This window comes from Rhodococcus sp. YH1 (assembly GCF_009939605.1).
Lineage (GTDB): Bacteria > Actinomycetota > Actinomycetes > Mycobacteriales > Mycobacteriaceae > Rhodococcus > Rhodococcus aetherivorans.
Window position 1 is genome coordinate 1 of sequence record NZ_WVTE01000213.1, and the last position, 24384, is coordinate 24384.

Annotated in this window: 30 protein-coding genes and 3 tRNA genes; 32 read left to right on the forward strand and 1 reads right to left on the reverse strand. The window is 67.5% G+C overall.

Annotated elements, in window-relative coordinates:
• The 8 genes from AIIKEEIJ_RS15940 to AIIKEEIJ_RS15975 all read left to right on the forward strand — a co-directional run.
• Positions 1 to 257 (forward strand): hypothetical protein (locus AIIKEEIJ_RS15940; protein ID WP_161996071.1); only part of this gene is annotated, 257 nt, incomplete at its 5' end.
• Positions 254 to 799, forward strand: a complete 546-nt coding sequence (locus AIIKEEIJ_RS15945) for a DUF3310 domain-containing protein (protein ID WP_338020966.1) — start codon at positions 254 to 256, stop codon at positions 797 to 799. The genes AIIKEEIJ_RS15940 and AIIKEEIJ_RS15945, both read left to right, overlap by 4 nt.
• Entirely contained in the window at positions 796 to 1101 is a 306-nt protein-coding gene (locus AIIKEEIJ_RS15950) for a hypothetical protein (protein WP_161996072.1), read from the forward strand. Before AIIKEEIJ_RS15945 ends, AIIKEEIJ_RS15950 begins: the two co-directional genes overlap by 4 nt.
• Positions 1098 to 1289 (forward strand): hypothetical protein, encoded by a 192-nt coding sequence (locus tag AIIKEEIJ_RS15955; RefSeq protein WP_161996073.1) that lies wholly within the window; start codon positions 1098 to 1100, stop codon positions 1287 to 1289. Before AIIKEEIJ_RS15950 ends, AIIKEEIJ_RS15955 begins: the two co-directional genes overlap by 4 nt.
• Entirely contained in the window at positions 1286 to 1888 is a 603-nt protein-coding gene (locus tag AIIKEEIJ_RS15960; protein WP_161996074.1) for a hypothetical protein, read from the forward strand. Before AIIKEEIJ_RS15955 ends, AIIKEEIJ_RS15960 begins: the two co-directional genes overlap by 4 nt.
• A gap of 96 nt (positions 1889 to 1984) precedes the next feature.
• Positions 1985 to 2055: transfer RNA gene (locus AIIKEEIJ_RS15965), tRNA-OTHER, on the forward strand.
• A 218-nt stretch (positions 2056 to 2273) separates the two neighbouring features.
• Positions 2274 to 2346, forward strand: a tRNA-Asn gene (locus AIIKEEIJ_RS15970).
• Positions 2347 to 2495: 149 nt separating this feature from the next.
• A tRNA-Trp gene (locus AIIKEEIJ_RS15975) sits at positions 2496 to 2568 on the forward strand.
• A gap of 372 nt (positions 2569 to 2940) precedes the next feature.
• Here AIIKEEIJ_RS15975 and AIIKEEIJ_RS15980 read toward each other — a convergent pair.
• On the reverse strand, positions 2941 to 3141 hold the full coding sequence (locus tag AIIKEEIJ_RS15980) for a hypothetical protein (protein WP_161996075.1): 201 nt from the start codon (positions 3139 to 3141) through the stop codon (positions 2941 to 2943).
• Between the two features lie 297 nt (positions 3142 to 3438).
• Between AIIKEEIJ_RS15980 and AIIKEEIJ_RS15985 the strand changes: the two genes are divergently transcribed.
• From AIIKEEIJ_RS15985 to AIIKEEIJ_RS16100, 24 genes are all read left to right on the forward strand, one after another.
• Positions 3439 to 4062, forward strand: a complete 624-nt coding sequence (locus AIIKEEIJ_RS15985; RefSeq protein ID WP_161996076.1) for a hypothetical protein — start codon at positions 3439 to 3441, stop codon at positions 4060 to 4062.
• Complete coding sequence (locus AIIKEEIJ_RS15990) at positions 4055 to 4351, forward strand: hypothetical protein (RefSeq protein ID WP_161996077.1); 297 nt, start codon at positions 4055 to 4057, stop codon at positions 4349 to 4351. Before AIIKEEIJ_RS15985 ends, AIIKEEIJ_RS15990 begins: the two co-directional genes overlap by 8 nt.
• Before the next feature lie 530 nt (positions 4352 to 4881).
• Entirely contained in the window at positions 4882 to 5352 is a 471-nt protein-coding gene (locus AIIKEEIJ_RS15995) for a hypothetical protein (RefSeq protein ID WP_161996078.1), read from the forward strand.
• On the forward strand, positions 5339 to 6364 hold the full coding sequence (locus tag AIIKEEIJ_RS16000; protein ID WP_161996079.1) for a terminase: 1026 nt from the start codon (positions 5339 to 5341) through the stop codon (positions 6362 to 6364). The genes AIIKEEIJ_RS15995 and AIIKEEIJ_RS16000 overlap by 14 nt, the downstream gene beginning before the upstream one ends.
• The gene (locus AIIKEEIJ_RS16005; protein ID WP_161996080.1) at positions 6348 to 6956 is read left to right on the forward strand and encodes a terminase; all 609 of its coding nucleotides are present in this window, start codon (positions 6348 to 6350) and stop codon (positions 6954 to 6956) included. The genes AIIKEEIJ_RS16000 and AIIKEEIJ_RS16005 overlap by 17 nt, the downstream gene beginning before the upstream one ends.
• A gap of 12 nt (positions 6957 to 6968) precedes the next feature.
• Positions 6969 to 8357 (forward strand): phage portal protein, encoded by a 1389-nt coding sequence (locus AIIKEEIJ_RS16010; protein WP_161996081.1) that lies wholly within the window; start codon positions 6969 to 6971, stop codon positions 8355 to 8357.
• On the forward strand, positions 8338 to 9372 hold the full coding sequence (locus AIIKEEIJ_RS16015) for a hypothetical protein (protein ID WP_443217110.1): 1035 nt from the start codon (positions 8338 to 8340) through the stop codon (positions 9370 to 9372). The genes AIIKEEIJ_RS16010 and AIIKEEIJ_RS16015 overlap by 20 nt, the downstream gene beginning before the upstream one ends.
• 131 nt (positions 9373 to 9503) lie before the next feature.
• Complete coding sequence (locus tag AIIKEEIJ_RS16020) at positions 9504 to 10217, forward strand: hypothetical protein (RefSeq protein ID WP_202917114.1); 714 nt, start codon at positions 9504 to 9506, stop codon at positions 10215 to 10217.
• Positions 10218 to 10252: 35 nt separating this feature from the next.
• Positions 10253 to 11149: a phage major capsid protein gene (locus AIIKEEIJ_RS16025; RefSeq protein WP_161996082.1), complete on the forward strand. Its 897-nt coding sequence runs from the start codon at positions 10253 to 10255 to the stop codon at positions 11147 to 11149.
• The gene (locus AIIKEEIJ_RS16030) at positions 11146 to 11445 is read left to right on the forward strand and encodes a hypothetical protein (protein ID WP_161996083.1); all 300 of its coding nucleotides are present in this window, start codon (positions 11146 to 11148) and stop codon (positions 11443 to 11445) included. Before AIIKEEIJ_RS16025 ends, AIIKEEIJ_RS16030 begins: the two co-directional genes overlap by 4 nt.
• Positions 11442 to 11855, forward strand: a complete 414-nt coding sequence (locus tag AIIKEEIJ_RS16035) for a hypothetical protein (protein ID WP_161996084.1) — start codon at positions 11442 to 11444, stop codon at positions 11853 to 11855. The genes AIIKEEIJ_RS16030 and AIIKEEIJ_RS16035 overlap by 4 nt, the downstream gene beginning before the upstream one ends.
• Complete coding sequence (locus tag AIIKEEIJ_RS16040; protein ID WP_161996085.1) at positions 11852 to 12226, forward strand: hypothetical protein; 375 nt, start codon at positions 11852 to 11854, stop codon at positions 12224 to 12226. The genes AIIKEEIJ_RS16035 and AIIKEEIJ_RS16040 overlap by 4 nt, the downstream gene beginning before the upstream one ends.
• Before the next feature lie 7 nt (positions 12227 to 12233).
• The gene (locus AIIKEEIJ_RS16045) at positions 12234 to 12419 is read left to right on the forward strand and encodes a hypothetical protein (RefSeq protein ID WP_161996086.1); all 186 of its coding nucleotides are present in this window, start codon (positions 12234 to 12236) and stop codon (positions 12417 to 12419) included.
• A 4-nt stretch (positions 12420 to 12423) separates the two neighbouring features.
• Positions 12424 to 12732 carry an HK97 gp10 family phage protein gene (locus AIIKEEIJ_RS16050; RefSeq protein ID WP_161996087.1) on the forward strand — a complete coding sequence of 103 codons (309 nt, stop codon included), beginning with the start codon at positions 12424 to 12426 and terminating at the stop codon, positions 12730 to 12732.
• A gap of 3 nt (positions 12733 to 12735) precedes the next feature.
• On the forward strand, positions 12736 to 13179 hold the full coding sequence (locus AIIKEEIJ_RS16055) for a hypothetical protein (RefSeq protein WP_161996088.1): 444 nt from the start codon (positions 12736 to 12738) through the stop codon (positions 13177 to 13179).
• A 108-nt stretch (positions 13180 to 13287) separates the two neighbouring features.
• Positions 13288 to 13860, forward strand: coding sequence for a phage tail tube protein (locus AIIKEEIJ_RS16060; RefSeq protein WP_161996089.1), 573 nt, complete (start codon positions 13288 to 13290; stop codon positions 13858 to 13860).
• 15 nt (positions 13861 to 13875) lie between these two features.
• Complete coding sequence (locus AIIKEEIJ_RS16065; RefSeq protein ID WP_161996090.1) at positions 13876 to 14352, forward strand: hypothetical protein; 477 nt, start codon at positions 13876 to 13878, stop codon at positions 14350 to 14352.
• Positions 14353 to 14408: 56 nt separating this feature from the next.
• Positions 14409 to 14690 (forward strand): hypothetical protein, encoded by a 282-nt coding sequence (locus tag AIIKEEIJ_RS16070; protein ID WP_161996091.1) that lies wholly within the window; start codon positions 14409 to 14411, stop codon positions 14688 to 14690.
• A gap of 49 nt (positions 14691 to 14739) precedes the next feature.
• On the forward strand, positions 14740 to 15075 hold the full coding sequence (locus AIIKEEIJ_RS16075) for a hypothetical protein (RefSeq protein WP_161996092.1): 336 nt from the start codon (positions 14740 to 14742) through the stop codon (positions 15073 to 15075).
• Between the two features lie 134 nt (positions 15076 to 15209).
• Entirely contained in the window at positions 15210 to 20615 is a 5406-nt protein-coding gene (locus AIIKEEIJ_RS32645; protein WP_238406434.1) for a phage tail tape measure protein, read from the forward strand.
• Positions 20612 to 21517, forward strand: coding sequence for a phage tail protein (locus AIIKEEIJ_RS16085; protein WP_161996093.1), 906 nt, complete (start codon positions 20612 to 20614; stop codon positions 21515 to 21517). The genes AIIKEEIJ_RS32645 and AIIKEEIJ_RS16085 overlap by 4 nt, the downstream gene beginning before the upstream one ends.
• Positions 21517 to 23109: a Gp37-like protein gene (locus AIIKEEIJ_RS16090; RefSeq protein WP_161996094.1), complete on the forward strand. Its 1593-nt coding sequence runs from the start codon at positions 21517 to 21519 to the stop codon at positions 23107 to 23109. The genes AIIKEEIJ_RS16085 and AIIKEEIJ_RS16090 overlap by 1 nt, the downstream gene beginning before the upstream one ends.
• Positions 23110 to 23128: 19 nt before the next feature.
• Positions 23129 to 23272 (forward strand): hypothetical protein, encoded by a 144-nt coding sequence (locus AIIKEEIJ_RS16095; protein WP_161996095.1) that lies wholly within the window; start codon positions 23129 to 23131, stop codon positions 23270 to 23272.
• Positions 23269 to 24372: a hypothetical protein gene (locus AIIKEEIJ_RS16100; protein ID WP_161996096.1), complete on the forward strand. Its 1104-nt coding sequence runs from the start codon at positions 23269 to 23271 to the stop codon at positions 24370 to 24372. Before AIIKEEIJ_RS16095 ends, AIIKEEIJ_RS16100 begins: the two co-directional genes overlap by 4 nt.
• The last annotated feature ends 12 nt before the right edge of the window (positions 24373 to 24384 follow it).

A 24384-nucleotide genomic window follows, 5' to 3' on the forward strand; every position in this document is an offset into this window, starting at 1 on the left:
GAGTCAGCCGCGCGGGCTCGATCGTTGAGATGATGCAGGCCAGCGAAGAACGCGACCGCGCCGAAGCCAAGCTCCGGGACGTACAGGACCGCCTTGACAAGCTCATGCGGGATCTGCACGAGCAAGCCGAAGGGCTCGGTGAGTGGCACGACGCTACCGAGTACCTCGAATGGGCCGAGAAGGAAATTCGACTGGCGTGGCTGCGCAGCAAGGGACTCGACGAGCGCGGCAAGCCGCTGCAGGAGGATGTGAAGTGACCACCATCGGTGAAGCCCTCGACAACAACACCATCCACCGCGAAGACCAATGGGGCGCCAGCGCCGTCACCATCGGCCAAGCCCTCGACCGCGGATGGATCACCGAAGACATGCCAGCACCCGCCAAGCCCAAGCCCGACAAACTCGACGCCGCCGGCATCGACCCCGTCTCGCTCGTCGGCGGCCCGGGAAACGCGCAGAAGATCAGGGAAGCCGTGACCGGCTACCGGGGAGGGGATCCGGGAGCGGATCCGGCAGAGGAATGGGACCGGCAGGACGCTGTGCATGATGCGGTCAACCACCCCAGCCACTACACCGGATTCTCCAACGGCGCCGAAGTCATCGACATCACCGAGAACCTGACCTTCAACCGCGGCAACGCCGTCAAGTACCTCGCCCGCGCCGGCAAGAAGGGCCTGGACCTCGGGATGCCCGCGTTCGAAGCGAAACAGCTCCGCGCGAAGGAACTCGAGGACCTACGCAAGGCCGCCTGGTACGTAGCCCGCGAGATCCAGCGACTCGAGAAGGAGTCCACAGAATGAAGTGGCCGTTCACCACCAAACGCACCGCCACCGCATACGCCAGCGCTCAGGTCGAGCGCACTGCGAACGCCAACAGGGCCGAGATCGAGCGGCTCGCAGACTGCACGATCCGCGCCGAAGGCAAGGTCGATGCGGTGTGGAAGCTGCACACCCCGCCGTACCCACAGAACAAGGGCTCAGCGGTGGACGCGTACCTGAATTGGTACTGCCCGGAGTGCCGCACAGCGTGGCCGTGCGACACGGTCCAGGCAATCAAGGGCGGGAGCTACTCGCCGCTCCAGTCAGAGCGGGTGGCCGAATGACTGCGACTGTGCACCCGCTCCCCGTCCGCACCCACGCAATCGTCTCCGAAGTGCACTACGACAGCGTCGCCGGTGAATGGACCATCGTCGCCACCGAACGCGAACTACTCACACTCGCCACCCCTGACGCCCTGCCCGACTACGTGCGGGACGCCCTCCGCGCGTTTCTGGAAGGAGCCGCCGCGTGACCCTCCTCGACGACCTCAACTCCACCGCAGACATCCTCGCGAATCTCAACGCACTCGTCACCACACCCCCCGTCGTCCGCGGCGGACCCCGCATCGGATCATCCGGGCACAGCGCAGCACACCTCCCCATCAACGCCCACGCACTCGACACTGTCCGCCGGCTCACCCACCGCCTCAACCGCGAAGTCATCGAACTCAAACTGTCGGCACCGACCTTCCCGGATGATGCCCCCGGATGGACGTACACCGCTGTTCTCGCCGCGGACTGGCTCGCGGCCATGTACCGCCACGACCCCGACGGGTTCGGGGTGGAGCGTGAGCAGCGGCTGTTGGACGAGTACGCCACCGCCCGCGCCGTCATCGACGGGCCCGCGGACGCGCCGGCCGAGGTGTCGCCGCTGGTGAAGGCCGCGGTCACGCAGAAAATGGGCACCGCTGTCGAACTCGAGGAACTCACCGCACAGACCGGGGAGCGCGTGAAGGCCTCCACCATCCGCGTGTGGGCGACCCGCGGCAAGATCCGCAAGTACACGTTCGACGGCAGCACGTTGTACCTATTGGGGGAGGTGCTGGCTTGCGCCGCAGGGAAGGCGGCATGACCTGGGCTGCTACCACTATTGACTGGGTGTAACGCCTAGTGGTATAGGCTATCGCCAATCGATCAGCCCATCCATTCAAGGAATGGGCTGGTTTTCCGCCTTGTAGCTCAATGGAAGAGCTCCTCGGGTGCGCCGGGTGGACGCAGGTTCGATTCCTGACATGGCGACAAAGCGTCGGGTAGCTCCCGACGCTGGCAGTGACAGAGAGTTCGCGTACTCGACCGCGCGCAATGTGCACGACGAAGCGGGATACCGACGCCCAAGTGGGTGAGGCGAAGCCCTGGCGGGCGGACACCGTGTGCGTAGCTGCATCGTCGTGGCCCGAGCGACTACATCGAATCCGAGGTCGACGCTCGGCGGGGACTGGACATCCCCCTGCCACCTTTGGTCTGTAGCTCAATTGGCAGAGCTGGCGGCTGTTAACCGCCCGGTTTCAGGTTCGAGTCCTGACAGGCCAGCAAACGATCCCGTGCCGGTACGGCCGCCGCGGGACGGCCCGACGTTCACAGCTACGGCAGGCGTCGGGTAACCAGTGCTGATCCAGCCCAGTTGGCTGGGGTAGGCGCTAGCCGCCGTTCCTGCGCACGGCCTCACAAAGCGCGGGCATGGGTGCGTAGCTCAATGGCCAGAGCAGCGGTCTCCAAAGCCGCCGGTTCCAGGTTCAAGTCCTGGCGCATCTGCATAGACCGACAGTCCAGTCCCGCACCAGGGGCGGCTGGCAATACCTGAATCAACAGGGCGTGCGCACGATGACCCAGGGAAGCATGTGCGTGCTCGGTCATCTCTTGCCCGCAGACATCGGGCACCAGGAGAGTGAACCGCCAGCGGTGGCGGGCCGGCCTCGAAAACCGATCGGGCGTAACTGCCAGCAGTTCGACTCTGCCGCTCTCCGCGCAATGCCGCCGATCGCCACGGCCATCGACGGCATACAAACATTGACGGTGGGGCCAACAGGCGCGAAACCGTCACGCGGGCCCGCTTCCTAGGACGTGCGCGGTCCGACCTTCCGTCGCGCCGGGGCACCCGAGACCGGGTCCCCGGCGCAGACGCGACTACATCTTGTACGACCCCCGGAAGTTCGACATCCCCGGCTCCCCGCTGATGCTCGTACGACCAGTCACCATCAGGTCGGCATACCCCGACTTGCCCTCACGCTGCATGCGAGGGAACACCTCGTCCCGCAGAGCGATGTTCTCGACATCCTCGAACGGAGTGCGCGACGGCGCCTTGATAGTGAAGTGATGCTGGGTCATGGACACGTGATCCCCTAACTGCAGTAACCGACACGCCGGATTCGACGCTCCCGCCACCATAACGCACAATCCCGCCCGAGAATCACTGCGCCCCACACAGTTTCGTGCACCCACAAACCGTTGACGTGCACACCCACACAAGCCCGCCCCGACTCCCGCGACTGATCACCCGGTCGAGTCGGGGCGCCCAACTCTCGCCCCCACACACGCTCCCGCAAGAACCATCGAAAACGGCGGACGAAGCTGTGTGGGGGCGAGACACCACATCCCACACCCCACAAGACAAGGACCCACAGGGTGACCCCACGCGAAGACGGCAAGGAAGTCCTGCAAGAAGTCCACTTCCGCCCGAGCGGCAAAACACCCCCACCCGGCTACGTGGAGAACCCCAACTCGCCCGGCCAGTGGGTCACCCCGCAGTACCTCGACTGGATCCGTGACAGCCTCTCCGGTGCCGTGGCCGCACGGGCGGCTGAGGCCGAGCTCGATCCCGAGGTCAAGCGCCTCGCCGACTTCCTCGCAGTCCTGCACCTGCCCGAACACACGATCGGCGAACGCAAGGTCGCCGACCCCACCCGCGTCGAGATCCACCAATCCGCCCGCATGGCGCAATACCTCGTCGACTGCGGCTGGCGCTTCCACTCCGAACACGAGACCAAGCGCTGGGTGCCCACACCCAACGGTCCCAGCGGCGACCTCGGCATCCACATCGAACGCAACCCCGACGGCACCTGGCCCACCCCGGACCCCGAGGACTTCTACGACCCCGAGAAGATCGTCACCTCACAGGGCCGGGACGGAAGCTGGGTCGCCTCGCACCCCTGCGGCGTCTACGCCCAGGCCCCGACCAAGGCACGCGCACACGCCGACGTCGTGCAGCAGCTACTCACCAAGACCGAGGAGGCACGAGCCGATGAGTGACGACATCCAGGTGAAGGAAGCCGGCACCGGCCAGTGGACCACCCTCACCGACGCCACCTCACAGGTCGACGGCGGAATCACCATCACCATCCCCGCCACCTCCGAATTCGCCGCACGCCTCAGCGCCGCCGGGCCACGCAAGTACCTCGTCCTCATCGGCGACCTCAACCCACCCGAGGGCCGGCCCGTCCACATGCTGCACGGCGTCATCCGCAGCTGGAAGCCAGTCGGCGACAGCCTCGTCATCGACGTGCGCCCCGCCGCCACGGTCGAGGACATGCAAGGCTGATGGCACTCAAGCCCTGGCTCGCCCTGCTCGTCCGACTGCTCAGGCTCGTCCGATGAGCAGGGCCCGTAAGCGCGTATGCACCGAGCCCGGCTGCCCCGCCATCCAGCCCGAGGCCCGCTGCGCACAACACCGACGCGACACCGAACGGCGACGCGGCACCTCAACCGCACGAGGCTACGGCCAAGCCCACCGCAACCTACGCGAAGCATGGCGCCCCAAAGTCGAGGCCGGCACCACCCGCTGCGCCCGATGCGGCCGGACCATCCAACCAGGGCAGCCCTGGGACCTCGGACACGACGACCATGACCGCAGCCGCTACCTCGGACCCGAACACTCGGCCTGCAACCGAGCCACCGCCGGCCGCCGAACCCACACCTGAGGGGCAGGGGGAGGGGGTGACCCCCAACGCACCCACTCTCCCCGACCGCGGGTAAGGGCAAAAAAGTCCGCGGCGGGTTCAAAACTTTCCGGACCGGCGCAAGGCCGGCCCAACTCGGGAGGCGCAATGCCCCACTGAGGAGTGATCACGAATGACGTCTGGAGGTTCGCGCACCCGCTCCGGCCCGGCGAAGGATCCGAACTCGTTGCGGTCTGCGATGTCGCAGAAACAGGGGTCTTGGCGGACGCTGCCGACCGAACCCCCGGAGGCCGAAGCGCCACCGTGCCCGCTGCCGGAGATGTCGGTGGCGGAGTCGGAGATGTGGGAGACGTACTGGCGTAAGCCGCAGTCGATCATCTGGCGTGAGAACGGCATGGAGATCGAGGTCGCACTGCATGTGCGGCACCTGGTCGAGTCGATGGCCTCGGAGGCATCGGCCGGCGCCCGCAACCTGGTGCGCCAGCAGATGGACTCGCTCCTGCTCACGCACAAGGCGATGTCCGATGCGATGATCCGCATCGGTGTCCCGGAGGAGCCGGACGAGGACACGGCACCGAAGTCGCAGCGCCGAATGTCGGCTCGTGAGCGCCGCAAGGCCGCGAGGTCCGATGAGGCCTCCTGATCTGACCCTCGACGTCGTCCCGGACTGGATCGAGCAGCACTGCGCTGTCCCGGACGGGTTCGACGCCGGCACGATGCTGGAGTTGGTGCCCGAGCAGCTGACGTTCGTGCAGAACCACTACGCGATCCGCCCCACCGCCAAGCGTGGCGAGTTGGCGCAGGCGTTCGTCTATCGCCGCTCGCAGTTGGTTCGCGCGCAGAAGTGGGGCAAGTCCCCGCTGATCGCCGCGTTCGTGTGCGCCGAGGGTGTCGGGCCGGTCCTGTTCGACGGCTTCGCCGAGGGCGGGGAGCTCTACCGCTGCAACCAGCACGGTTGTAGTTGCGGCTGGGTGTACGAGTACGAGCCGGGTGAGCCGATGGGCCGGCCGTGGCCGACTCCGCTGATCCAGGTGACGGCGACGACGGAAGATCAGACGGACAACACCTATGGGGCGTTGCGGCCGATGATCGACCGGGGCCCGTTGTCGGAGGTCATTCCCCGCACGGGTGAGGAGTTCATCCGTCTGCCCGGTGGTGGCCGCATCGACGTGGTGACCTCGAAGGCGACCTCGCGTCTGGGCCAGCGTGTGACGTTCGTGCCGCAGGACGAGACCGGCATCTGGACGGACTCGAACGGTATGACGAAGACGGCGCGCACGCAGCGTCGTGGTCTGGCCGGTATGGGTGGCCGGGCGATCGAGACGACGAATGCGTGGGATCCGTCCGAGAACAGTGTCGCGCAGCGCACCTTCGAATCCTCCGCTGAGGACATCAACCGGGACTTCCGGCTGCCGCCGGCCGATTGGTCGTTCAAGGACAAGCGTCAGCGCCGCAGGATCCTGCAGTTCAACTATGCGGGTGTGCCGTGGGCGTTGAAGAACCTCGACGGCATCGAAGCCGAGGTCAACGAGATGATCGAGAAGGACCCGTCGGAGGCGGAGCGGTTCTTCGGGAACCGCATCGTGTACGGCGCTGGTTCGTGGCTGCGTGACGGCTTGTGGGAGGACCGGTGGGCGAATGCTGTGGCTGCCTGAACCTCCGGCCGGCACCCGCATCTCGTTGGGCTTCGACGGTTCGGAGAACAACGACTTCACCGCCATCAAGGCGGAGACGATCGACGGGCTGATCTTCACGCCCCGGTACGGGCCGGACAAGCGGCCGACGATCTGGGATCCGGCGCAGTGGGGTGATCAGATCCCTCGGGGCGAGGTGGATGCCGCGGTTGATGAGCTGTTCGACCGGTTCGAGGTGTCGCGGATGTATTGCGACCCGCAGGACTGGCGGTCGGAGATCGGGGACTGGGCGCTGCGGCACGGCGACGAGCATGTGTTCGAGTGGGCCACGAGCCGGATTCGGCAGATGTACGACTCGATCCGCCGGTTCGAAACAGACCTCGCCACCGGGCGCATCTCGCAGGACGGCTGCCCGATCACCGCGGTGCATATCGCCAATGCCCGCAAGGTCGCGAAGCCGGGGCAGAAGTACATCCTCGGCAAGCCCGCCGACCACCAGAAGATCGACGCCGCGATGGCGTCCATTTTGGCGCACGAGGCCGCATCCGATGCCCGCGAGGCCGGATGGGCGAAGGAATCCGCAGTGGACAGACGAGTGATCGTGTTCCGATGAGGGGGTGAAGAGATGGCAGAGCTAGGCGATGACCAGAAGAAGGTCTTCGATTCCCTCTCGGATGAATTGAACAAGCTGGCGCCCGATTTCGAGTTGCTGGACAAGTACTACGACGGGCAGCAGACCTTGCAGCAGCTCGGGTTGGCGATTCCGCCGGACCTGTTGCAGTTCACGGTGATCGTGAACTGGCCGCGCATCGCGGTCGATGGTGTGAACGAGCGTCTCGAGCAGAAGGGGTTCCGGCTGCCGGGGGCCGATGGACGGGCGCAGGACCTGTGGAATATGTGGCAGCGGGCCCGCATGGTCGAGCAGTCCTCGATGGCGCGTGCCGACTACCAGATATTCGGACGTACCTACGCCTGCATCGGCTCGAACGAGGATGACCCGTCGACGCCGATCGTGACGGTGGAGTCGCCGCGCAACGTGATCACGAAGCGTGATCCGCGCACCGGGAAGGTGTCGGCGGCGCTGCGTCTGTACGACGTGCAGAACGGGCAGCCTACCGCCTCGACCCTGTACCTGCCGGAGGAGACGGTCTATCTGTCGTCGTCGGGTGGCGGCTGGTCGATCGATGAGAAGGACGAGCACAACCTTGGCGTGGTGCCGGTGGTGCCGACGTTCCGGCGGCGGCGTACGCAGATCCCTTCGCATCGCACCGGTCAGGGCGTGTCGGCGATGGCTGACGTCATCCCGATCACTGACTCAGCGGCCCGGGTGATCACGAACGCGCAGGTTGCACAGGAAACACACGCGGTGCCGCAGCGGTACGCGTTGGGTGTGACCAAGGGCGACTTCGTCGACCAGGACGGCAATCCGCTGCCGGTGTGGGAGGCGTACTTCGGGTCCGTGTGGGGCTTGGCCAACCAGGACGCGAAGGTCGGCAACCTGTCGTCGTCGGACATGTCGAACTTCGAGCGGATGGTTGAGTTGTACGCCCGGCTCGCGTCGGGTGTGTCGTCTCTGCCGCCGAACTACTTCGGGCTTTCCGCTGACGATGCAGCATCCGCCGATGCGATCCGCTCGCGTGAGGCGAAGCTGGTCAAGTCCGCCGAGATGGACCAGCAGGCCCTCGGTCATGCGGCCGTCGAAACGCTCCGCATCATGGTGAAGATCCGGGATGGCGCGAACGCCGACCCGCTCGACGGTCTCGAGTCCCTGTGGTACGACGCGGCGACCCCGACGGTGGCGCAGCGCACCGACGCGGTGGTGAAGCAGTACACCGCCACCGACGGCCGCGGCCTGTCCCTCCTCCCCGCCGAGGCGGCCTGGGAAGAACTCGGGAAGTCGCCGACGGAGATCGAGCGACTCAAGGACATGCGGGCGCGTGACATGGAGGACCCGCAGTTGGATCGGATCACGCGCACATTCAACGATGTGACCGGTGGCAATGCTGCCGCCTGAGGCCGGGCGTTACTGGGCGGACCAGCAGCGCACCACCGCCGCCCTGGTGATAATGATCCGCCGGCTGTGGCGGCGCATGGGCAGTGACTTCGACGCCTCGTGGCAGATGATCGAACCGATCTTGCTGATGTCCGTCCTGCAGGCGCAGGAGAGCATCGCAGTTCGGTCTGCCGCGTTCATCCCCGAGGTCGTCGACGCCCTGAACATCGACGTCGCGCCGGAGGGGGCGATCGTGCCGGACGCGGTCGTCGGGGTGACCGGAGACGGACGCCCCGTCGACGCATTGCTCGCGGGCGGCCCTATCGCCGCGAAACGCGCCATCACCGCGGGCGCCACTGAGACTGTCGCTCTCGAGACCGGTGGGCGGTGGCTCGAACTTGCGGTGAAGACCCTCATATCGGACACCGGGCGGGCCGTCGAATCGGTCGGTGTCGCCGCCCGGCCGGGCGTCGGGTACGTGCGGATGCTCAACCCGCCGTCGTGCTCCCGGTGCGTGATCCTCGCCGGACGGTTCTACCGCTACAACCGCGGGTTCCTGCGCCACCCTGGATGCGACTGCCGGCACATTCCGTCCCGCGAGTCGATGGCAGGGGACCTGCGGATCGACCCGGACCGCTACTTCCACAGCCTCCCTGCGTCCGAGCAGGACCGGATCTTCACCAAGGCGGGCGCCGAGGTGATCCGCGAGGGCGCCGACATCAACCAGGTGGTCAACGCCCGCTCCGGCATGTCGACAGCACAGACGAACCTCGCCGGGTGGATCCCGAAGGGCCGACTGTCCCGCACCGAGGTGTACGGGCAGATGGTCGAGACCACCACCGCCGGAATCACCCGCCGCGGTGTCGCCTACCGGGCGATGAGCCGCGCCGGGTACGCGCAACGACAAACCGACGTCCGAACCGGACGGTACTTCCAAGCCCGGGCGCCGCGGCTGATGCCGGAGTCGATCCTACGACTCGCCGACGACCGCGCCGATGCGATCCGGCTGCTGAAACTGTACGGCTACATGACCTGATTCCCGCTCGAATCACCCACCGACCCAGAGGACCCCGAACTGCGGCATTCCGCTTCGTGGCCCTGTGTCATGCCCCGATTCCCCTGCCCGCAACGGGTGGGACCGACCTCTCGCAAGGAGAGACCACTCCCATGAAGAACACTCGTCTTCCCCTCTGGATGATCCCCGGTGTCGAGTTCACCCGCGGCGGTCTGGCATCGCGGAAGTTCCCGATGCGTGACGGCGACGGCCACCCGAACGGCGACGCCGTCGACAACGACGACGAGGCTGGCACCGACGGTGTCGGCGACGAAGACCAGGACTCCGACGTCGACGTCGATACGGACACCGGGGAGGACGACGACGAGAACCCCGACGGCGCCGACCAGCTCGGCGACAAGGGCAAGAAGGCCCTCGACGCCATGAAAGCCAAGTGGCAGGCGGAGAAGGCGAAGCGCGTCGCCGCCGAGAGCCGCGTCGCCGAACTCGAAACCGGCGACGACGAGAACGCGCAGGCGCAGCGCCAGGCCGACGCCGCGGCACTGGCGAAGGCGAACGCCCGCATCGTCAAGGCAGAGGTGCGCGCCGCCGCCGCCGGGAAACTGTCCGACCCGGCCGACGCCTTCCGATTCCTCGACCTCGACGACTTCGAGGTCGACGACGACGGCGATGTCGACCAGGACGAGATCGCCGCCGCGATCACCGATCTTCTGGAACGCAAGCCCTACCTCGCTGCGTCCAGTTCCGACGGCACGCAACGTGCCTCGAAGAGCCCGAAGCCTGACCGCTCGCAAGGAGCCGGAGGTAAGGGCAAGGCCACCCCGCAGCAGGACTTCGAGTCCGCGATTGGCCGGCTCCTCTCCTGATCCACCCCTTTTGACTGAAAGGACGCGAGTCCATCATGGCTCCCTCGAACATCAACCGCGGCACCAGCGGAATCGTCCTGCCCAAGACCGTCTCGAACGAGATCTGGCAGAACACGCAGAACCAGTCGATCGTGCAGCAGCTGTGCCGCCAGATCCCCCTGCCCGGTGGTGGCGTCGACGTGCCGATCATCACCGGTGACCCGGTCGCCGCGTGGACCGCGGAGACCGAAGAGAAGCCGGTCAGCCGGTCCACCTTCGGGTCGAAGAACATCAAGGGCTACACCCTCGCGGTGATCGAGCCCTTCTCGAACCAGTTCAAGCGCGACCTGCCGGGCCTGTACAACGCGCTGGTGCAGCGTCTGCCCGGTGCGCTCGCGAAGACGTTCGACCAGACCGCTCTCGGGTTCGCAGCGTCCCCCGGGTCCGGCTTCGACACCCTCGCTGGTGCGCCCACCGCGTCGGTCTCCACCAACTTCTACGACGGCATCCTCGCCGGTCTCGGGGCGGTCGCCGCGAACGGTGGTGACGTCACCGCATGGGCCCTGTCCGGTCAGGGTGAGATCGCCGCGCTCGGAGCGAAGGACGGCAACGAGCGCCCGATCTTCATCGACTCGGTGACCACGCAGGGCTCGGTCGGCAACATGCTGGCCCGCCCCGTGTTCAAGACCCCGAACGCGTACAAGGCCGGTGCCGCCGGCTCGCCCGGCACCCCCGAGACCATCGGTTTCGGCGGCGACTGGAGCTCCGCGGTGTGGGGCTACGTCGAGGGCATCCGCATCGACATCGCCGACCAGGCCACCCTCAACGACGGCGGAACCGCGCTGAACCTGTGGCAGCGCAACATGTTCGCCGTGCGCGCCGAGGTCGAGGTTGGCTTCGCCGTGCGCGACGTCAACCGCTTCGTCCGGATCACCGGAGCCACCCCCGCGTGATCACCCTCCGGCTCCCCTACGGCGGAGGGTCGATCACCGTAGCTGACGACGTCGCCGACCGGTACCTGTCCCAGGGATGGGTGCAGGTCGGCGCGGCGCAGCCCGCCACCGTGTCCCGGCCGCTTCCGGACCCGCCCCCACGCACAGGCAAGGGGTCCGGGGTGAAGGAGTGGCAGAAGTACGCCCTCGCTCTCGGCATTGCGTCCCCAGAGGACGCTGAGGCCACCCGAGACGAGATCATTGCCCGCATCGAGGCCGCCGGGTTCGCGGTCGATCGCACCGGTGACGGTGCATGACCGCGCCGCTGCAGACGCTCGTCGAGACGACTGACGTCGAGGCCCGGCTGGGGGAAACCCTGGCCGGGCCCGAGCTCATCCAGGTCAACTCGCTGATCGAACTCGCATCGGAGAAGCTGCGCACCCCGGCCGCACGCGCAGTCATCGGCGACATCGACGAGAGAATCACCGACGGCACCCTCCGAATCGGGCTGGTGCGAGGAATCCTGGTCACCGTCGTGCACAGGGCATTCGATGCCCTGCGCGTCGGAACACGCGTCCGCTCCGAGCAGTACCCGGAGATCCAGACGACCTACGCCGACCCGGACCAAGGGCTGGTGTACTTCACCGACGAGGAGATGGCGTCGCTCGCCCCCGAGCCGGACGCGTCCGCCGCCGGTGGCGCCTTCACGATTCGGCTCGGCCGATGAACCGCCTACCCGAGTCGTGGACGCTGCTCGTCGACAACCCACCGACGCAGGACGACTCGACCGGCAACCGCATCCCGTCCCCACCGACGGAGATCCACTGGACCGGGCTGCTGCAACAGCGGCAGCTCTCCGCCGCATCCGTCGATGCCGGCAACACCGAGTTCGAAGCCGGGCACGTGGTGTCGTCGTACCTCCTGCTGCTCGATCCCGGCATCCCGGTCCTCCCCGGCCGGCGGGACCGGTTCCGCGACGACCAGAACGTCATCTACCAGATCGAAGGCACCCCGCGAGTACGGCGCCCGGCTCGGGGCTCGCGTCGACCTGCCTACATCGCCGCCAACGTGCGCCGTGTATCCGACATGAAGGAGTGAGCCAGACATGGCCGAAGCGAAGAAACCCACCAACAAGATCGTCAGCTACACCGACGACGCCGGCAACACCCACTGGGCGTCCGAGGACTCGAAGGCCTACCAGCAGCACCTGAGCGCGCAGGAGGCGAAGAAGGCGAAGCCGGTGAGCGCCACCACGACCGGCGCCGCGGCGAAGTCCGACGGCAAGTCCTGACGTCGTGGCGAATCGGATCACCGTCTACGGCGATCGCGCCCGCAGGGAAGCGCGCGCGCTCTCGTTCGACGGCAGGGTCGAGATCGCCCGCAAAGCCGCCGCCGACGCACGCTCTGCTGCGCCGGTCTACACCGGCGAATACCGGGACGGCATCGACGTCGAGGTCCAAGGAGACCGCGTCTTCGTCGTCGACAACGACGACGAGTCGATCTTCAAGGAGTACGGCACCAGTGACACCCCGGCCCATGCGTCGGTGACCGACGCCGCACGCCAGTACGGCCGCTACTCCGGCTGGCAGCCGAGAGGGGGATAGTCGATGGCCATGCCGTTCGCGCCCGGCGCCGCCCGGGCATTCCTCACCGGGCAGCCAGGGTTCGTCGCACTCGTCCCTGCGGAGAACATCGCCACCCGCGACCTTCCCGAGGAGATCACCGGCCCGTGCGTGACGATCCGTTCGCCGGGCAACGTCGGCGGCGACCCCATGCTGCGCCGCCCGATGATCCAGGTCGACGCGTGGGTGCCGAAGCTGGAAATCCTCGGCGGCAACATCGATCCCGACGAAGTCGCGTGGAACATCGCAGCCCTGGCCGGTGAACTCATCGGGAAGGCCCGCACCATCCGGTTCCGCAACGCGGCCTGGTCCGGCAAGTGGGTGGACGGGCCGATCACCTTTCCGCCCGACGTCAAACGCGGACCGGACTTTCCGCTGTTCCGCGCGACCATCCGCGCCGAACTGAAGATGCGGATCAACCCCGCCTGACGCCACTCGGCGTCTCTCATTCGTCCCGCCCCGGGGTGCCTGCCGGACACGCCCTGGGCGGGACTTTCCATTGCTCACCGCCGGTGAGCTGACCTCAGGAGGTAACCCGTGAGCACTTTCGCGGATCCCAACAAGGCATTCGTCTGGCTCGACGGCGACATCTTCCGCGCCCCGGCCGGCACCGCCATCCCCACCGACCCGTTCGCCGCCACGGTCACCAGCGGCACGAGCCCGGTCGTGAACTGGGACGCCTTCGGTGGCGTCGAGGCCGGGTTCAACGTCGACCCCAAGCGCGACCTCAAGCCCCTCACCGTCTGGAACCGGCGCACGTCGCCGTACAAGTACGTCAAGGGCGTGCTCGAGGAGCGCATCAAGTTCCGGGCCGTCGACTTCTCCAAGGCCACCGCGCTGACCGCCCTGCAGGGCGGCACCATCGAAGAGATCGGCACCAGCTCCGGCATCTTCCGCTGGAACCCCGGCCAGGACGAGGAGTTCGCCGCCCTGTTCCGGGTCGTCGACGAGACCGGCAGCGCCGGGTTCTACGTCGAGAAGGCCACCCTGGCCACCCCGCCCCCGCGGGTGTTCGGCGGTGAGACGCTCGACGGCTTCGAGTTCGAGCTCCTTGCGCTGAGCGAGGTCGTCCCGCTGACCGACTTCAACCCCCTCGTCACCACCCCCTGATAGGAGCTACACCCCATGTCCGGCACCCCGAAGAAGAACGCCCACCGTGAGGCTCCGGTTTCCGCTCCGGAGCCTGCGGTGGAGCGGTTCGACATCCTCACCGAACTCGCCATCGACGGCGGCGCTCCGCAGCCGATCACCCTGCGTGGGGTGGACGCCGAAGTTCGGTGCACCTACACCGGCGACGAGGCCGCACGATTCCACGCTCTCGTCGCCAAGAACGAGTTGCGCGACGCGCTGGATCTCATCACCGACGGCAAGGGCCAGCAGATCTGGGACGCGGTCGCTGACCTCCCGTCTACCATCGTCGCGCGCCTGCTCAACAAGGTCATCTCCCTTTCCGGGCTGTCGGAGGGGGAATTGCGGCCGCTCTCGCCTCCCTCCTCCGAGAGGATGGCTGGCGCGGTGCTCTCACAGGCTGTCGCCGATGGTTTGGCCTCGACCTCCGCCGAGCGCTCCGAGAACTCGACTGGCGCGACTGCGGCCGCCTGATCCTCGACGCCGCCGAACGCGAGGCTCAGGCCGGCCGCGACGCCGAGAATCTCGCGATGTTCGTCGACCGGATCGACTACTGGCTCACCAGCGAGTACCGAAGCTGGATCACCGACCCGAATGATCCCCAGGTCAAACAGGAACGGGAGATGCAACGTCGCAGCGGCCGCAGGCCACCGCCGATGCCGCTGATACCGCCGGTGGCCCTGCGTCCGGCGGACATCGCCGAGCTTCGGCGCAGGCAATACGCCGACGCAGTCGCCGCCCATGCGCCGGAGTCGGGCGAACGAAAGATCAGCAGCGCCGCAGATTTGAAGCGGCTTCTCGTCGGACGGTAAGTGCGACAGGCTCTGCTGCGCTGTGCGCGAGTCTGACATGATTCGCCCCATGAGAAAGCGGATGTGGGTGGCGGCGGCGGTCGGTCTCGTCGCGGTGGGATGCAGCTCATCGCCCCAAGGGCCGAGCCCGGAAGAGGAGCGACAGCGACTGTGCGAGTCCTTCGCGCAGATCACCCCAGGCGTCTACGAGAATCGGAAGAACCTCGACATCTTGGCAACCCCTGGGATCTCGAGTTCCGAGCGGGTGGCTGCCCTGCGGGATCAGATGGACATGCAGGCAGGCAACGGCCGATCCCGCCCGTACGACTGCAACTCTCCGGCCGACCAGGAGTTCTTCGATGACTTCGTCCGCTCGCAAGATGACGGCCAGCAGGACGCTGGCTGACAGCCTGCCATCGCGGTAGACGCCTGGAAGGGCGTGGAGCGGCGGTCCATGACAACTGAATAGCAATTGATGTAGGAGACCCCGGAAGGCGTGATGCCTCCGGGGTCTCTGCATTCTCGCGTGAGGAGAAAGCCATGGCCGGCGGACGCATCGACGTCGAAGTCGCACCCGATCTGCGGCATTTCCCCGCGCAGCTCGAATCCGGGATGCGCGGGGCGATGGGTGTCGCCACGAAGATCGGCGGCGCACTCGGGGTGGCCCTGAGCGTCGGAGCCGGTGCGAAGGCGGTCCTCGACCTGGGCAACAGCTTCACCAACGAGCTCAACACTCTGCAGGCTGTGTCGGGTGCGACCGCGGACCAGTTGCAGAAGGTCCGGGACGCGGCGATGGGGCTCGGCAACGACGCGTCGTTGGCGGACACCTCGGCGACGGACGCTGCGGCGGCGATGACCGAACTCGCCAAGGGCGGGTTCTCGGTCGATCAGGCCATGGGCGCGGCCCGCGGCACCCTGCAGCTCGCCGCGGCGGCGCAGATCGATGCGGCCTCGGCGGCGACCATCCAGTCGCAGGCCCTGCAAGCGTTCGGGCTGGACGCCGACTACGCTGCCAAGGCCGCCGATGTTCTCGCCAACGGTGCGAACGCCTCGTCGGCGGAGATCACCGACGTCGCGCAGGGTCTACAGCAGGCCGGTGCGGTGGCGAACCAGTTCGGTCTCACGCTCGAGGACACCGTCGCCGGTCTCGGCCTGCTGGCCAACGCAGGTATCCAGGGCAGTGACGCCGGCACTCTGATCAAATCCACCCTGCTTGCGCTCACGGACACGGGGAAGCCGGCGCAGGCCGCGATCCGCGACCTCGGACTGGAGGTGTACGACGCGCAGGGCCGGTTCGTCGGTCTTGGTTCGCTGTTCGAACAGCTCGAGGACGCCGCCGGGCAGATGACGCCGGAGCTGTACCAGGCGGCGACGGCGACTCTGTTCGGGTCCGACGCTATGCGCCTGGCCGGTATCGCCGCCGATGATGGGGCGGCCAAGTGGGACACGATGCGGGAGGCGATCGACCGGCAGGGCTCTGCCGCCGAGGTTGCCGCGTCCAAGACCCAGGGTCTTCCTGGGGCGATGGCTGGTGTGCAGAATGCGGCCGAAGGTCTCGCCCTGTCGATCTACGACGTTGTCGACGGGCCGCTGCAGTCCTTCGCCACCAAGGGCGCGGAGTTCATCACCGCTGCCGCACCGCAGATCGTGTCTGGTCTTAGCAGCGTGGTCGACATCGCGGGCGAGGTCGGCTCCGCCTTGGCGCCGGCCGCCGGTGTGGTCGGAGACCTGGCCGCCGCGTTCCTCGAACTTCCCGCGCCGATCCAGCTCGCGGTCGCCGGTATCGCCAGCATGAAGGCGTTCGGTGGCGACGACAGGATCGGCACCTGGGTCGACGGAATCAAGGACAAGTTCGAGGGCTTCCGGGAGCAGATGGACGCTGTCCGTCTGGCCATGGCCGAATCGCAGCTCGAATCCGAGGGCTACGACCTTTCGGGTGAGACGCAGAGCGTGGAGCAGCTCGGGGTCCTGCTGGCGGAGAACGAGGAACAGATCTCCGACGTGGCCGCGGCGTGGTCCACGCTCGAGGCGCGTTCCCCGGCGATCGCTCGGATGGGCGAATCCTACCGGGGTGTGACGGCGCGATCCGCTGAGTTCGCGCAACGCCAGCGGGAAGCCGCGACCGAGTCGGGCCGGATGGTGGGGGCACTCCGCAATGCGGGCGCCGCGGCCGTCACGTTCGGTGGACGCGTCGGAGGTGTTGCCGCAGCTGGCCTGTCGGGCATGCGGTCCGCGGCCGGCAACGTGATCTCGGCGTTCGGCGGTCCGTGGATGGTCGGTCTCGCAGCAGCGGGCATGGCCGTCTCCGGCATCATCGCCGAGGTTCAGCGAGCCGAACGGCAGAACACCCTCCTGTCCGATGCCACCGAACGAGCCGCTGCCTCCCAGCGCGATCTGGCCAAGGCATTCGTCGAATCCAAGGGCCTGATCACGGACGACGTCCTCGCGGTCGCCACAGAGTCCATCACGAAGTTCCGCGAGGAACAGGAACAACTCGCCGACACCGCCCCGGCCTGGTATGCGGGTGTCGTCGAAAAGTGGAACGACATGCTCGGCTCGTTCAACGGGGAAGAGCAGCGCGGCCGGCAGATGCTCGCAGAAGACCGTGAGGTCGCCGGCCGAGCAGAACGAATCAGCAACGCGCTCAACAGCCTGGGGATGGAGAGCGACGAGCTGGCCTCCACGCTGGCCGGATCGCGGTCCGGCTGGGACATCTTCATCGACGGTATCGACCAGTCGACCGAAGGCGGAGCCGAACTCGTCGCGTCCCTGCAGGGGCAGCGTGAAGAATTCGAACGCACGCAGCGAGTCGCGCAACAGATCGAACCCGAGTATCTGGCGATCCGCGATGCGATCGAGCAGATCGCCGAGAGCGCCGGCAACTCGGAGCAGAAGGTCGCTGGTCTCAAGCGGATCCTCGACATCCTCGCCGGTGGGCAGGTGTCCTACACCGAGGCGCTCGACGAGTACAACCAGACGATCATCGATGTTGCCGAGTCGACGCAGCAGGTGGTGGACCAGTCTCAGGGCTATGGCTCGGAGCTGATCGCCCAGAACGGCACCCTGGCCACGAACACCAAGAACGGCCAGGCACTGTCGGCGACGCTGCGTGATCTCGCTGACGCCAGTGTCGAGGTCGCCGAAGCTGCCTACCAGCAGGCCATCACGGATGGGTCCACCGTCCCGGAGGCGCAGGCCAAGGCGCGTGAGGCGATGGCGCAGACCGAACTACAGCTGGCCGCGCTCGCCGAGCAGTACAACGTGCCGATCGAGAAGGTCCGCGAATTCGCCGCGGCGCGCGGGTACCTGCCCGAGGATCTGATCTTCCACCTCGCGGTGGAGGGCGCCGACGAGGTGACCAAGAAGCTCGTCGAGGTGCGCGATCAGCTGATCCGGGACCCGGACAACGTGATCAAGCTGCCGATCGACGACGAGGGCGTCAAAGAGGTACTGCGCGGGGTCGGTCTGCAGCTCAGGGACCTGCCGGACGGGATCGTGGAGATCAAGGCGGACAGCGAGCTGGCCGTCGCGGGTCTCGAGCAGGTGATCCGCAAGACCCTCGAAACCGGCGGGACCATGGCCGATGTCAAGGTCACCGCCGACACCACCGAGTTCGACCTCAACGTCGATCAGGCGAAAGCACTGATCGCCCAACTCGACGCCGAGGAGGCCAACCCTGCCGTCGGGGCGATCTTGGACAAGCTCAAGGAAGGCAAGGCGATCACCCTCGCCGACCTGCAGGAGCTGGACAAGTCCACCGCCACGCCGGAGGTCAAGGCGGCCGTCGCTCAGGCCATCGCGGACCTGGATTCCGTACAGATCCACCTGGCCGGGATCAAAGACAAGAACGTCAACGTCACGATCAACATCGACGAGGTCCGCCGAACTGCATCGACCTACGGCGCCGGCTCCCGGCAGGCGCTCGACGCGGCGGGCCTGACAGGCATGTCCCCCGACGAGTACGAGCGGATCTTCGGACGACGACCACCTGGACGTGAGCGCGGCGGCCGGATGCCGACCACCGGGCCGGGCACCGAGACCACCGACGGGATCTACGCGGTCGATCCGAGCGGCATGCCGATCGCGATGGTCGACGGCGGCGAATGGGTCATCCGCAGCGAGATGTCCGACAAGTACGACCGCGAGCTGGCGATGATGAACGCGGGCACGTTCCCGAAGCTGCCCGGCTTCGAGACCGGCGGCCGCATCGCGGTCAACCGGGCCACGTCGTACCTGAGCGGGGAGGACGGCAAGGAGTACCAGTACGGCGGTGTCGGTTCACCGTCGTGGGACTGCTCCGGCTACGTCTCGGCCGGCTACGCGATGCTCACCGGCCGGGATCCGAACACGCGCTGGTTCACCACCGAGTCCGATTTCAACGCTCTCGGCTTCGAGGACGGGCCAGGTCCGCGGTCGGCGCTGAACATCGGCGTCATGCGTGGCGGCGGCGGCATGTACTCGCACATGGCCGCCACCCTCGACGGCATCCCGTTCGAGTCGGGCGGCGCCGGCGTCGTCTTCGGCCACTCCACTCTCGGCGCGGACGATCCGAACCTGCCGCTGAAGTGGCACCTGCCGGTGTCGGCGTTCGTCCCACCTGGGGACGAGTCGTCGGCCGGTGGCGGGTACGAGCGGCGGCGGCCGCGTAACCGGGAGACGTGGGACGAGCAGGACGATCTGAAGCTCGATTCGGCGCGGATCGCGGTGCAGCAGGCGATCGAGAGTCGCGACAAGGCGATGAACGATCCGAAGAAGTCGCAGGCCGACAAGGACCAGGCCGAGAACAAGGTCGCCCAGGCCGAGGCGAAGGTCCGCGAGCTCGAGGAGAAGAAGCGCGCCGCCGAGTCGGGGGCGTCGATCTCGCCCGAGGCGCCGGAGCTGCTGACCAACCTGACCGACGAGGAGCTGCGGCTGCGCAGCCTCGAACGCGCGGTCGACGAGGCGCGGTGGGATCGCAACGACGTCTACGCAGATCCGGAGTCGACGAAGTTCGAACGCGACGAGGCCGACGACAAGCTGCAGACCGCGATCAACGCGCTGCGTGAGGAGCAGGTCGAGCAGCGCGACGAGCTCGCGCCCGCGGCCCCGGCGTTGCGGGGCCGGATGACCGACGATCAGATCCGGCTCGTCGAGCTCGAGCAGGCGGTGAAGGAGGCCGAGCAGGACCGCAACGCGGTTTACGCCGATCCGCGCTCGACCGACGACGAGCGCCTGGCCGCCGACCTCGACCTGCAGAAGGCCCTCAACGCACGCGACGAGGGCCGCAAGGGCGGATCCGGCTCCGGGTCGGGTGTGAAGTCGCTCGGCGCGGTCGGCCTCGAACTCGCCGAGGTCTTCGCCGGCGGCGTCCTCGAGACCTTCGGGCTCGAGGACTCGCCGCTCGGGTTCGTGCCGAAGCTGTTGTTCGGCTCCGGAGACATCGGCGGCCCGCTGCTGGAGGGCATCGGCACGACCGGCATCCCGGCGATGATCGCCCAGCAGCAGGTCGGTCCGGCGGTCGCCCCGACGTTCTCCGATGCGGAGATCGCCACCCAGGGCCCGGTCGTACCGGGCTCGCCGGGCTGGCTCGAAGAGCTGGTGAACAGCCTCCGTATCCCGGCGGTGCTCCGCGATGCCGGTGGTCCGCTGCCGCACGGCATGGCCGGACTGAACCTCTCCGGTGAGACGGAGTGGGTGCAGACCGCCGAGGACAAGCGCCGCTACGACCGGGACATGCGGGAGTTGGCGGCGCTGCGGGCGGGCGCGTCCGGCGCGAGCGGGGCGGCGCTCGAACAGTTGGGGCAGCGGCAGGAGTCGCTGCTGAAGTCGCTCGGTCAGCTCGCCACCCGGCGAGGTCACACGATCAACGCCTACGGCATGGATCCGGACAAGGTCGGCCGGCAGATCGAGCAGGTGCTGCGGCGCGATTCGCTGGCGCAGATGAGCATGGGAGGTCTGCCCGGGTGAACATCCTCGAGTTCGACGATACGAAGCTGCTGTGGATCGGCCCGCCGAAGCTGGACGGCACCCCGGGCAGGACCTACCACCTGTCCGGGGTGAACTCCGGGACCGAAGGAGTGTTGCTGTCGGATCATCCGGACGGGTTCGAGTTCGGTCCGACGAGCCTGCTCCGCTCGAAGGGCGCCAAACAGGACGGCGCCACGTTCCTGCGGTCGGTGCGTGACGAACGCGAGATCCGTTTCAACGTCCACGTGTTCGGGCGCACCGCCCGTGAGGCGATGGCGGTGCGCACCGGCTGGTTCCGGTCCTGGGAGACCGACCGGCCGGGTCACCTGTGCTTCTACTCGCAGAACCTCGGGTGGCACTTCATCCGGCTCCAACGCGGGGAGGCGCCGCGACCGACGCTCGGGGTGGACCTGGCCGACGAGCGGCAGTTCGGGTTCGTCGAGACGTACGAGATGCACGGTGTGGCGATGGACCCGGACTACTCCTCGTTCGAGGAGGAGATCATCTGGACCAACAACCTCGGGTTGAACGAGGCCACGCTGCGCGCCCGTAACCCGGGGCAGCGCAAGCTGTGGCCGCGGTACACGATGAACGGCCCCGGCCGGTGGTGGATCGAGGATCCCCTCAACGCCGAGGACGATCTGCGGCTGCTCTCGACCCCGCCGCTGGCGGCGAACGAGGAGCTGCGCATCAACACCCATCCGCGGCGCCGGACCGCGCGGGTGTACTCCCCGGCCACCGGCATCGACGGCCGCAACGTGTGGGCCCAGCTCGGCGGCCGGCGCTGGCTGCAGCCGGTCCTGCCCGGCACCAGCAAGGAAATCGTGGTGCGCATCGAAGGAGGAACCTTGGCGTCGAAGCTCATCATGCAGGGCGTCCCGAAGTTCGAGGAGCCGTACTGATGACCGCGGTGTGGGATGCGCGCGCCGCGGCCCGGCGCATGGATCAGGCCGACCTCGACGACGAGGCGATCTACCGGGCACCCGAATCCTACGTGCGGGTGTGGAACAAGTTCATGGAAGAGGAGGGGGTGGTCGGCGACTACCTCTCCAAGGTCCACGGCAAAAAGCGCAACGCCGTCGGCACGGCGACGATCGAGCTGCCGCACGACACCCAGTTCCGCAGTCACCTGCTGAACAACCCCGACGGCGAGGACGCGATGATCCCGCTGACCATCGACACCCCCGGGGACCGGTGGTCGGGCAAGGTCGAGCGGGTCACGCTGCTGCGCGACGCGGACGGCACCGAGACGATCGAGGTGTCGGCGCTGTGCGACCTGCAGCACGTGGCGACGACCTGCCTGTGGGCCTCGCCCGGGGCGCCGCTGTGGGCGCAGTTCCCGCGGCACTCGATCAAGATCGGACCGGCGCGGTCCATCTGCACCAGCTGGCTGGACGAGAACATCACCCGCCTGCAGCGCCCGCGCGGTTCGGACAACTGGCCGATCGCGGTCGTGCCGACGAACGTATGGACCGACACCTCGAAGTGGGCCGGCGGCAGCGCCCGGTTCGACATGGCGTTCCCGTTCCTCGAGCAGTTCCTCAAGGATGCGGGCCTGGTGATCCGCGCCGAGATGTTCCTGCCCGAGGAGGACGAACAGCCGGCGCCCGAGTGGTTCTGGCTCGATCAGCCGACGATCGTGATCCGGATCGACGACGAGTCGAACGTCACCGGCCCGACCGGCACGCTGCTCGACGGCCTCGTCTCGTGGTTCGAGGATTTCCTCGACGACGGCACCACCCCGGTGCGGTACCCGAACTTCGGGGCCGAGACCGACTACGAGCAGGCGTACGCCAGCGGGAAGCTCGGCACGCGGACGAGGTTCCCGCACGTGTGGTACTTCCAGTCCGAGTACGACGGGCTCGGCGACATGCAGATCGCCGTGCACAAACCGCCGGCCACCGACATCCTCGTCGGTGGCCGGTCCCCGTCGTACATCAACGCCGCGATCGAGATCGCGATCAAGAACATGCTCTCGTGGCTGGGTCTGCTCATCGGCGTGCCCGGTCTCGACTCGCTCTACCGCGGGCAGCTCGACGACGTGTTCCTCGCATTCGACGTCGGTGTCGACATCGGCCGGGTGCAGCGCGCCGGCCCGTACGCGTGGCGTGAGCTGTTCATGACCGGCTCGGAGAAGGCCTTCACCATCGACGGGCAGATGGCGAAGCTGCAAGGCCTGCACGACTCGCGGGGCTACACCAGTCACAAGGTCACGATCCAGGACTTCGCGCCGTACATCTACGGCAAGGACTTCCGGGTCGGGCAGCAGATCGGGTTCGCGCTCGAGCAGCTGCTGTTCACCGACTACGTCACCGAGGCCGTGCACACCGACGACCGCCAGACCGCGCCCCGGTGGACGCTCACCGTCGGTGACGGCGCGAAGGAACTGCACCCGGTGGTGCGCGGCTGGAACCGCACCAAGCAGCTCACCCAGATCGTCTCGGTTCTGTCCAAGGACGTCGGCATGGAAGCCGACTTCTTCGGCCTGTTTTGACTCACCCAGGGAGGAAACCATGCCCAACCTCGACGAGGCATTCGCCCGCATCCGCGAACTGCTCGACTGGCTCGGCGACTTGATCGGTGTCCCGACTCTGGCCGCGCTCATCGATGACGACGAGATGCGCGCCGACATCGCGCTGGCGATGAGGGCCGCATGAGCGATCTCGTCATCCCGGCGAAGGTCACCATCACCCGCGAGGTGGATCTGTTCGGGCTGCCGATCACCCGCGCCCACCTCGACGTGGACGACGACACGAAGGGGTTGCCGCTGCCCGCCGGACGCCAAGGCGACCCGGGCCCGCGGGGTTTGCCGCGGGCACCGTGGATCAAGGCCGGGGAGGTCGCCACCGCCGCGGCCCTGCCGACCGGCCTCGGCCCGGACGATCGCGGTAAGTGGTGGCACGACCTGGCCACCGACGACATGTGGACCTGGAACGGCTCCGAGTGGAAGCAATCCGTCGGTGCCGTCGGCCCCCGCGGTCCGGTGGCACCGGACTACTCGCTCGACATCACGCAGACGATGTCGAACCCGAAGATGCGGGTCGCCGCCGCCGAACTCACCGGAGGCGGCGGCGCGCAGAGCATGAAACTCACCGTGCCGGCCGGACCGAAAGGCCCGGTCGGACCGATCGGGGCGTCCGGGTCGCTGCAGACCTCGACGGACTACAACGCCACCGCGTCCGGGCCCGTGAACGGATCGCTCATCGCATACGACCGCATCACGCGCAAACTCCGGGCGACGCCGCCGCCCGGCCCGGTCGGCATGTGGGCGAAAGGCCCGGCGGACTTCCCGGCCACAACCGCACTGGCGAACGTCGAGACGATCGAACTCGTCATCCTCGAGATCCCGGCATTGCCGTTCGCCTGGCGCCCCCGGGTGCACGGACGGATCGCGACACTGGCCGACTCTACCGGCGGCAACAACGCACCCGGCTACCCGCACGTGTGGGCGCGGCTCAACGACTGGGCCGGCCCGATCCTCGCCGTCGGACTCAACCCGTTCCGCGGCAGCCTGCTCAACGAGAACATCATCCGCCCCCACTACTCGGAGCAGGGCGGCACCGTCTCGACCGGCAACAGCCCCGGGCACGTGCGCCTGTCGCCGACGTCGACAGTCGGGGTCGTGCAGCCGTACGAGCCCGCGCGGATCTACGTCCGCGTCGAACGCGACCTCGGGAACGCGTCCACCGGGTCGCAGATCCAGTACGTCAAGACGGCCCCCTACATCCAAGTCCAAGCCATGCCGCTGTGGCTGTGAAAGAAAGAGGCA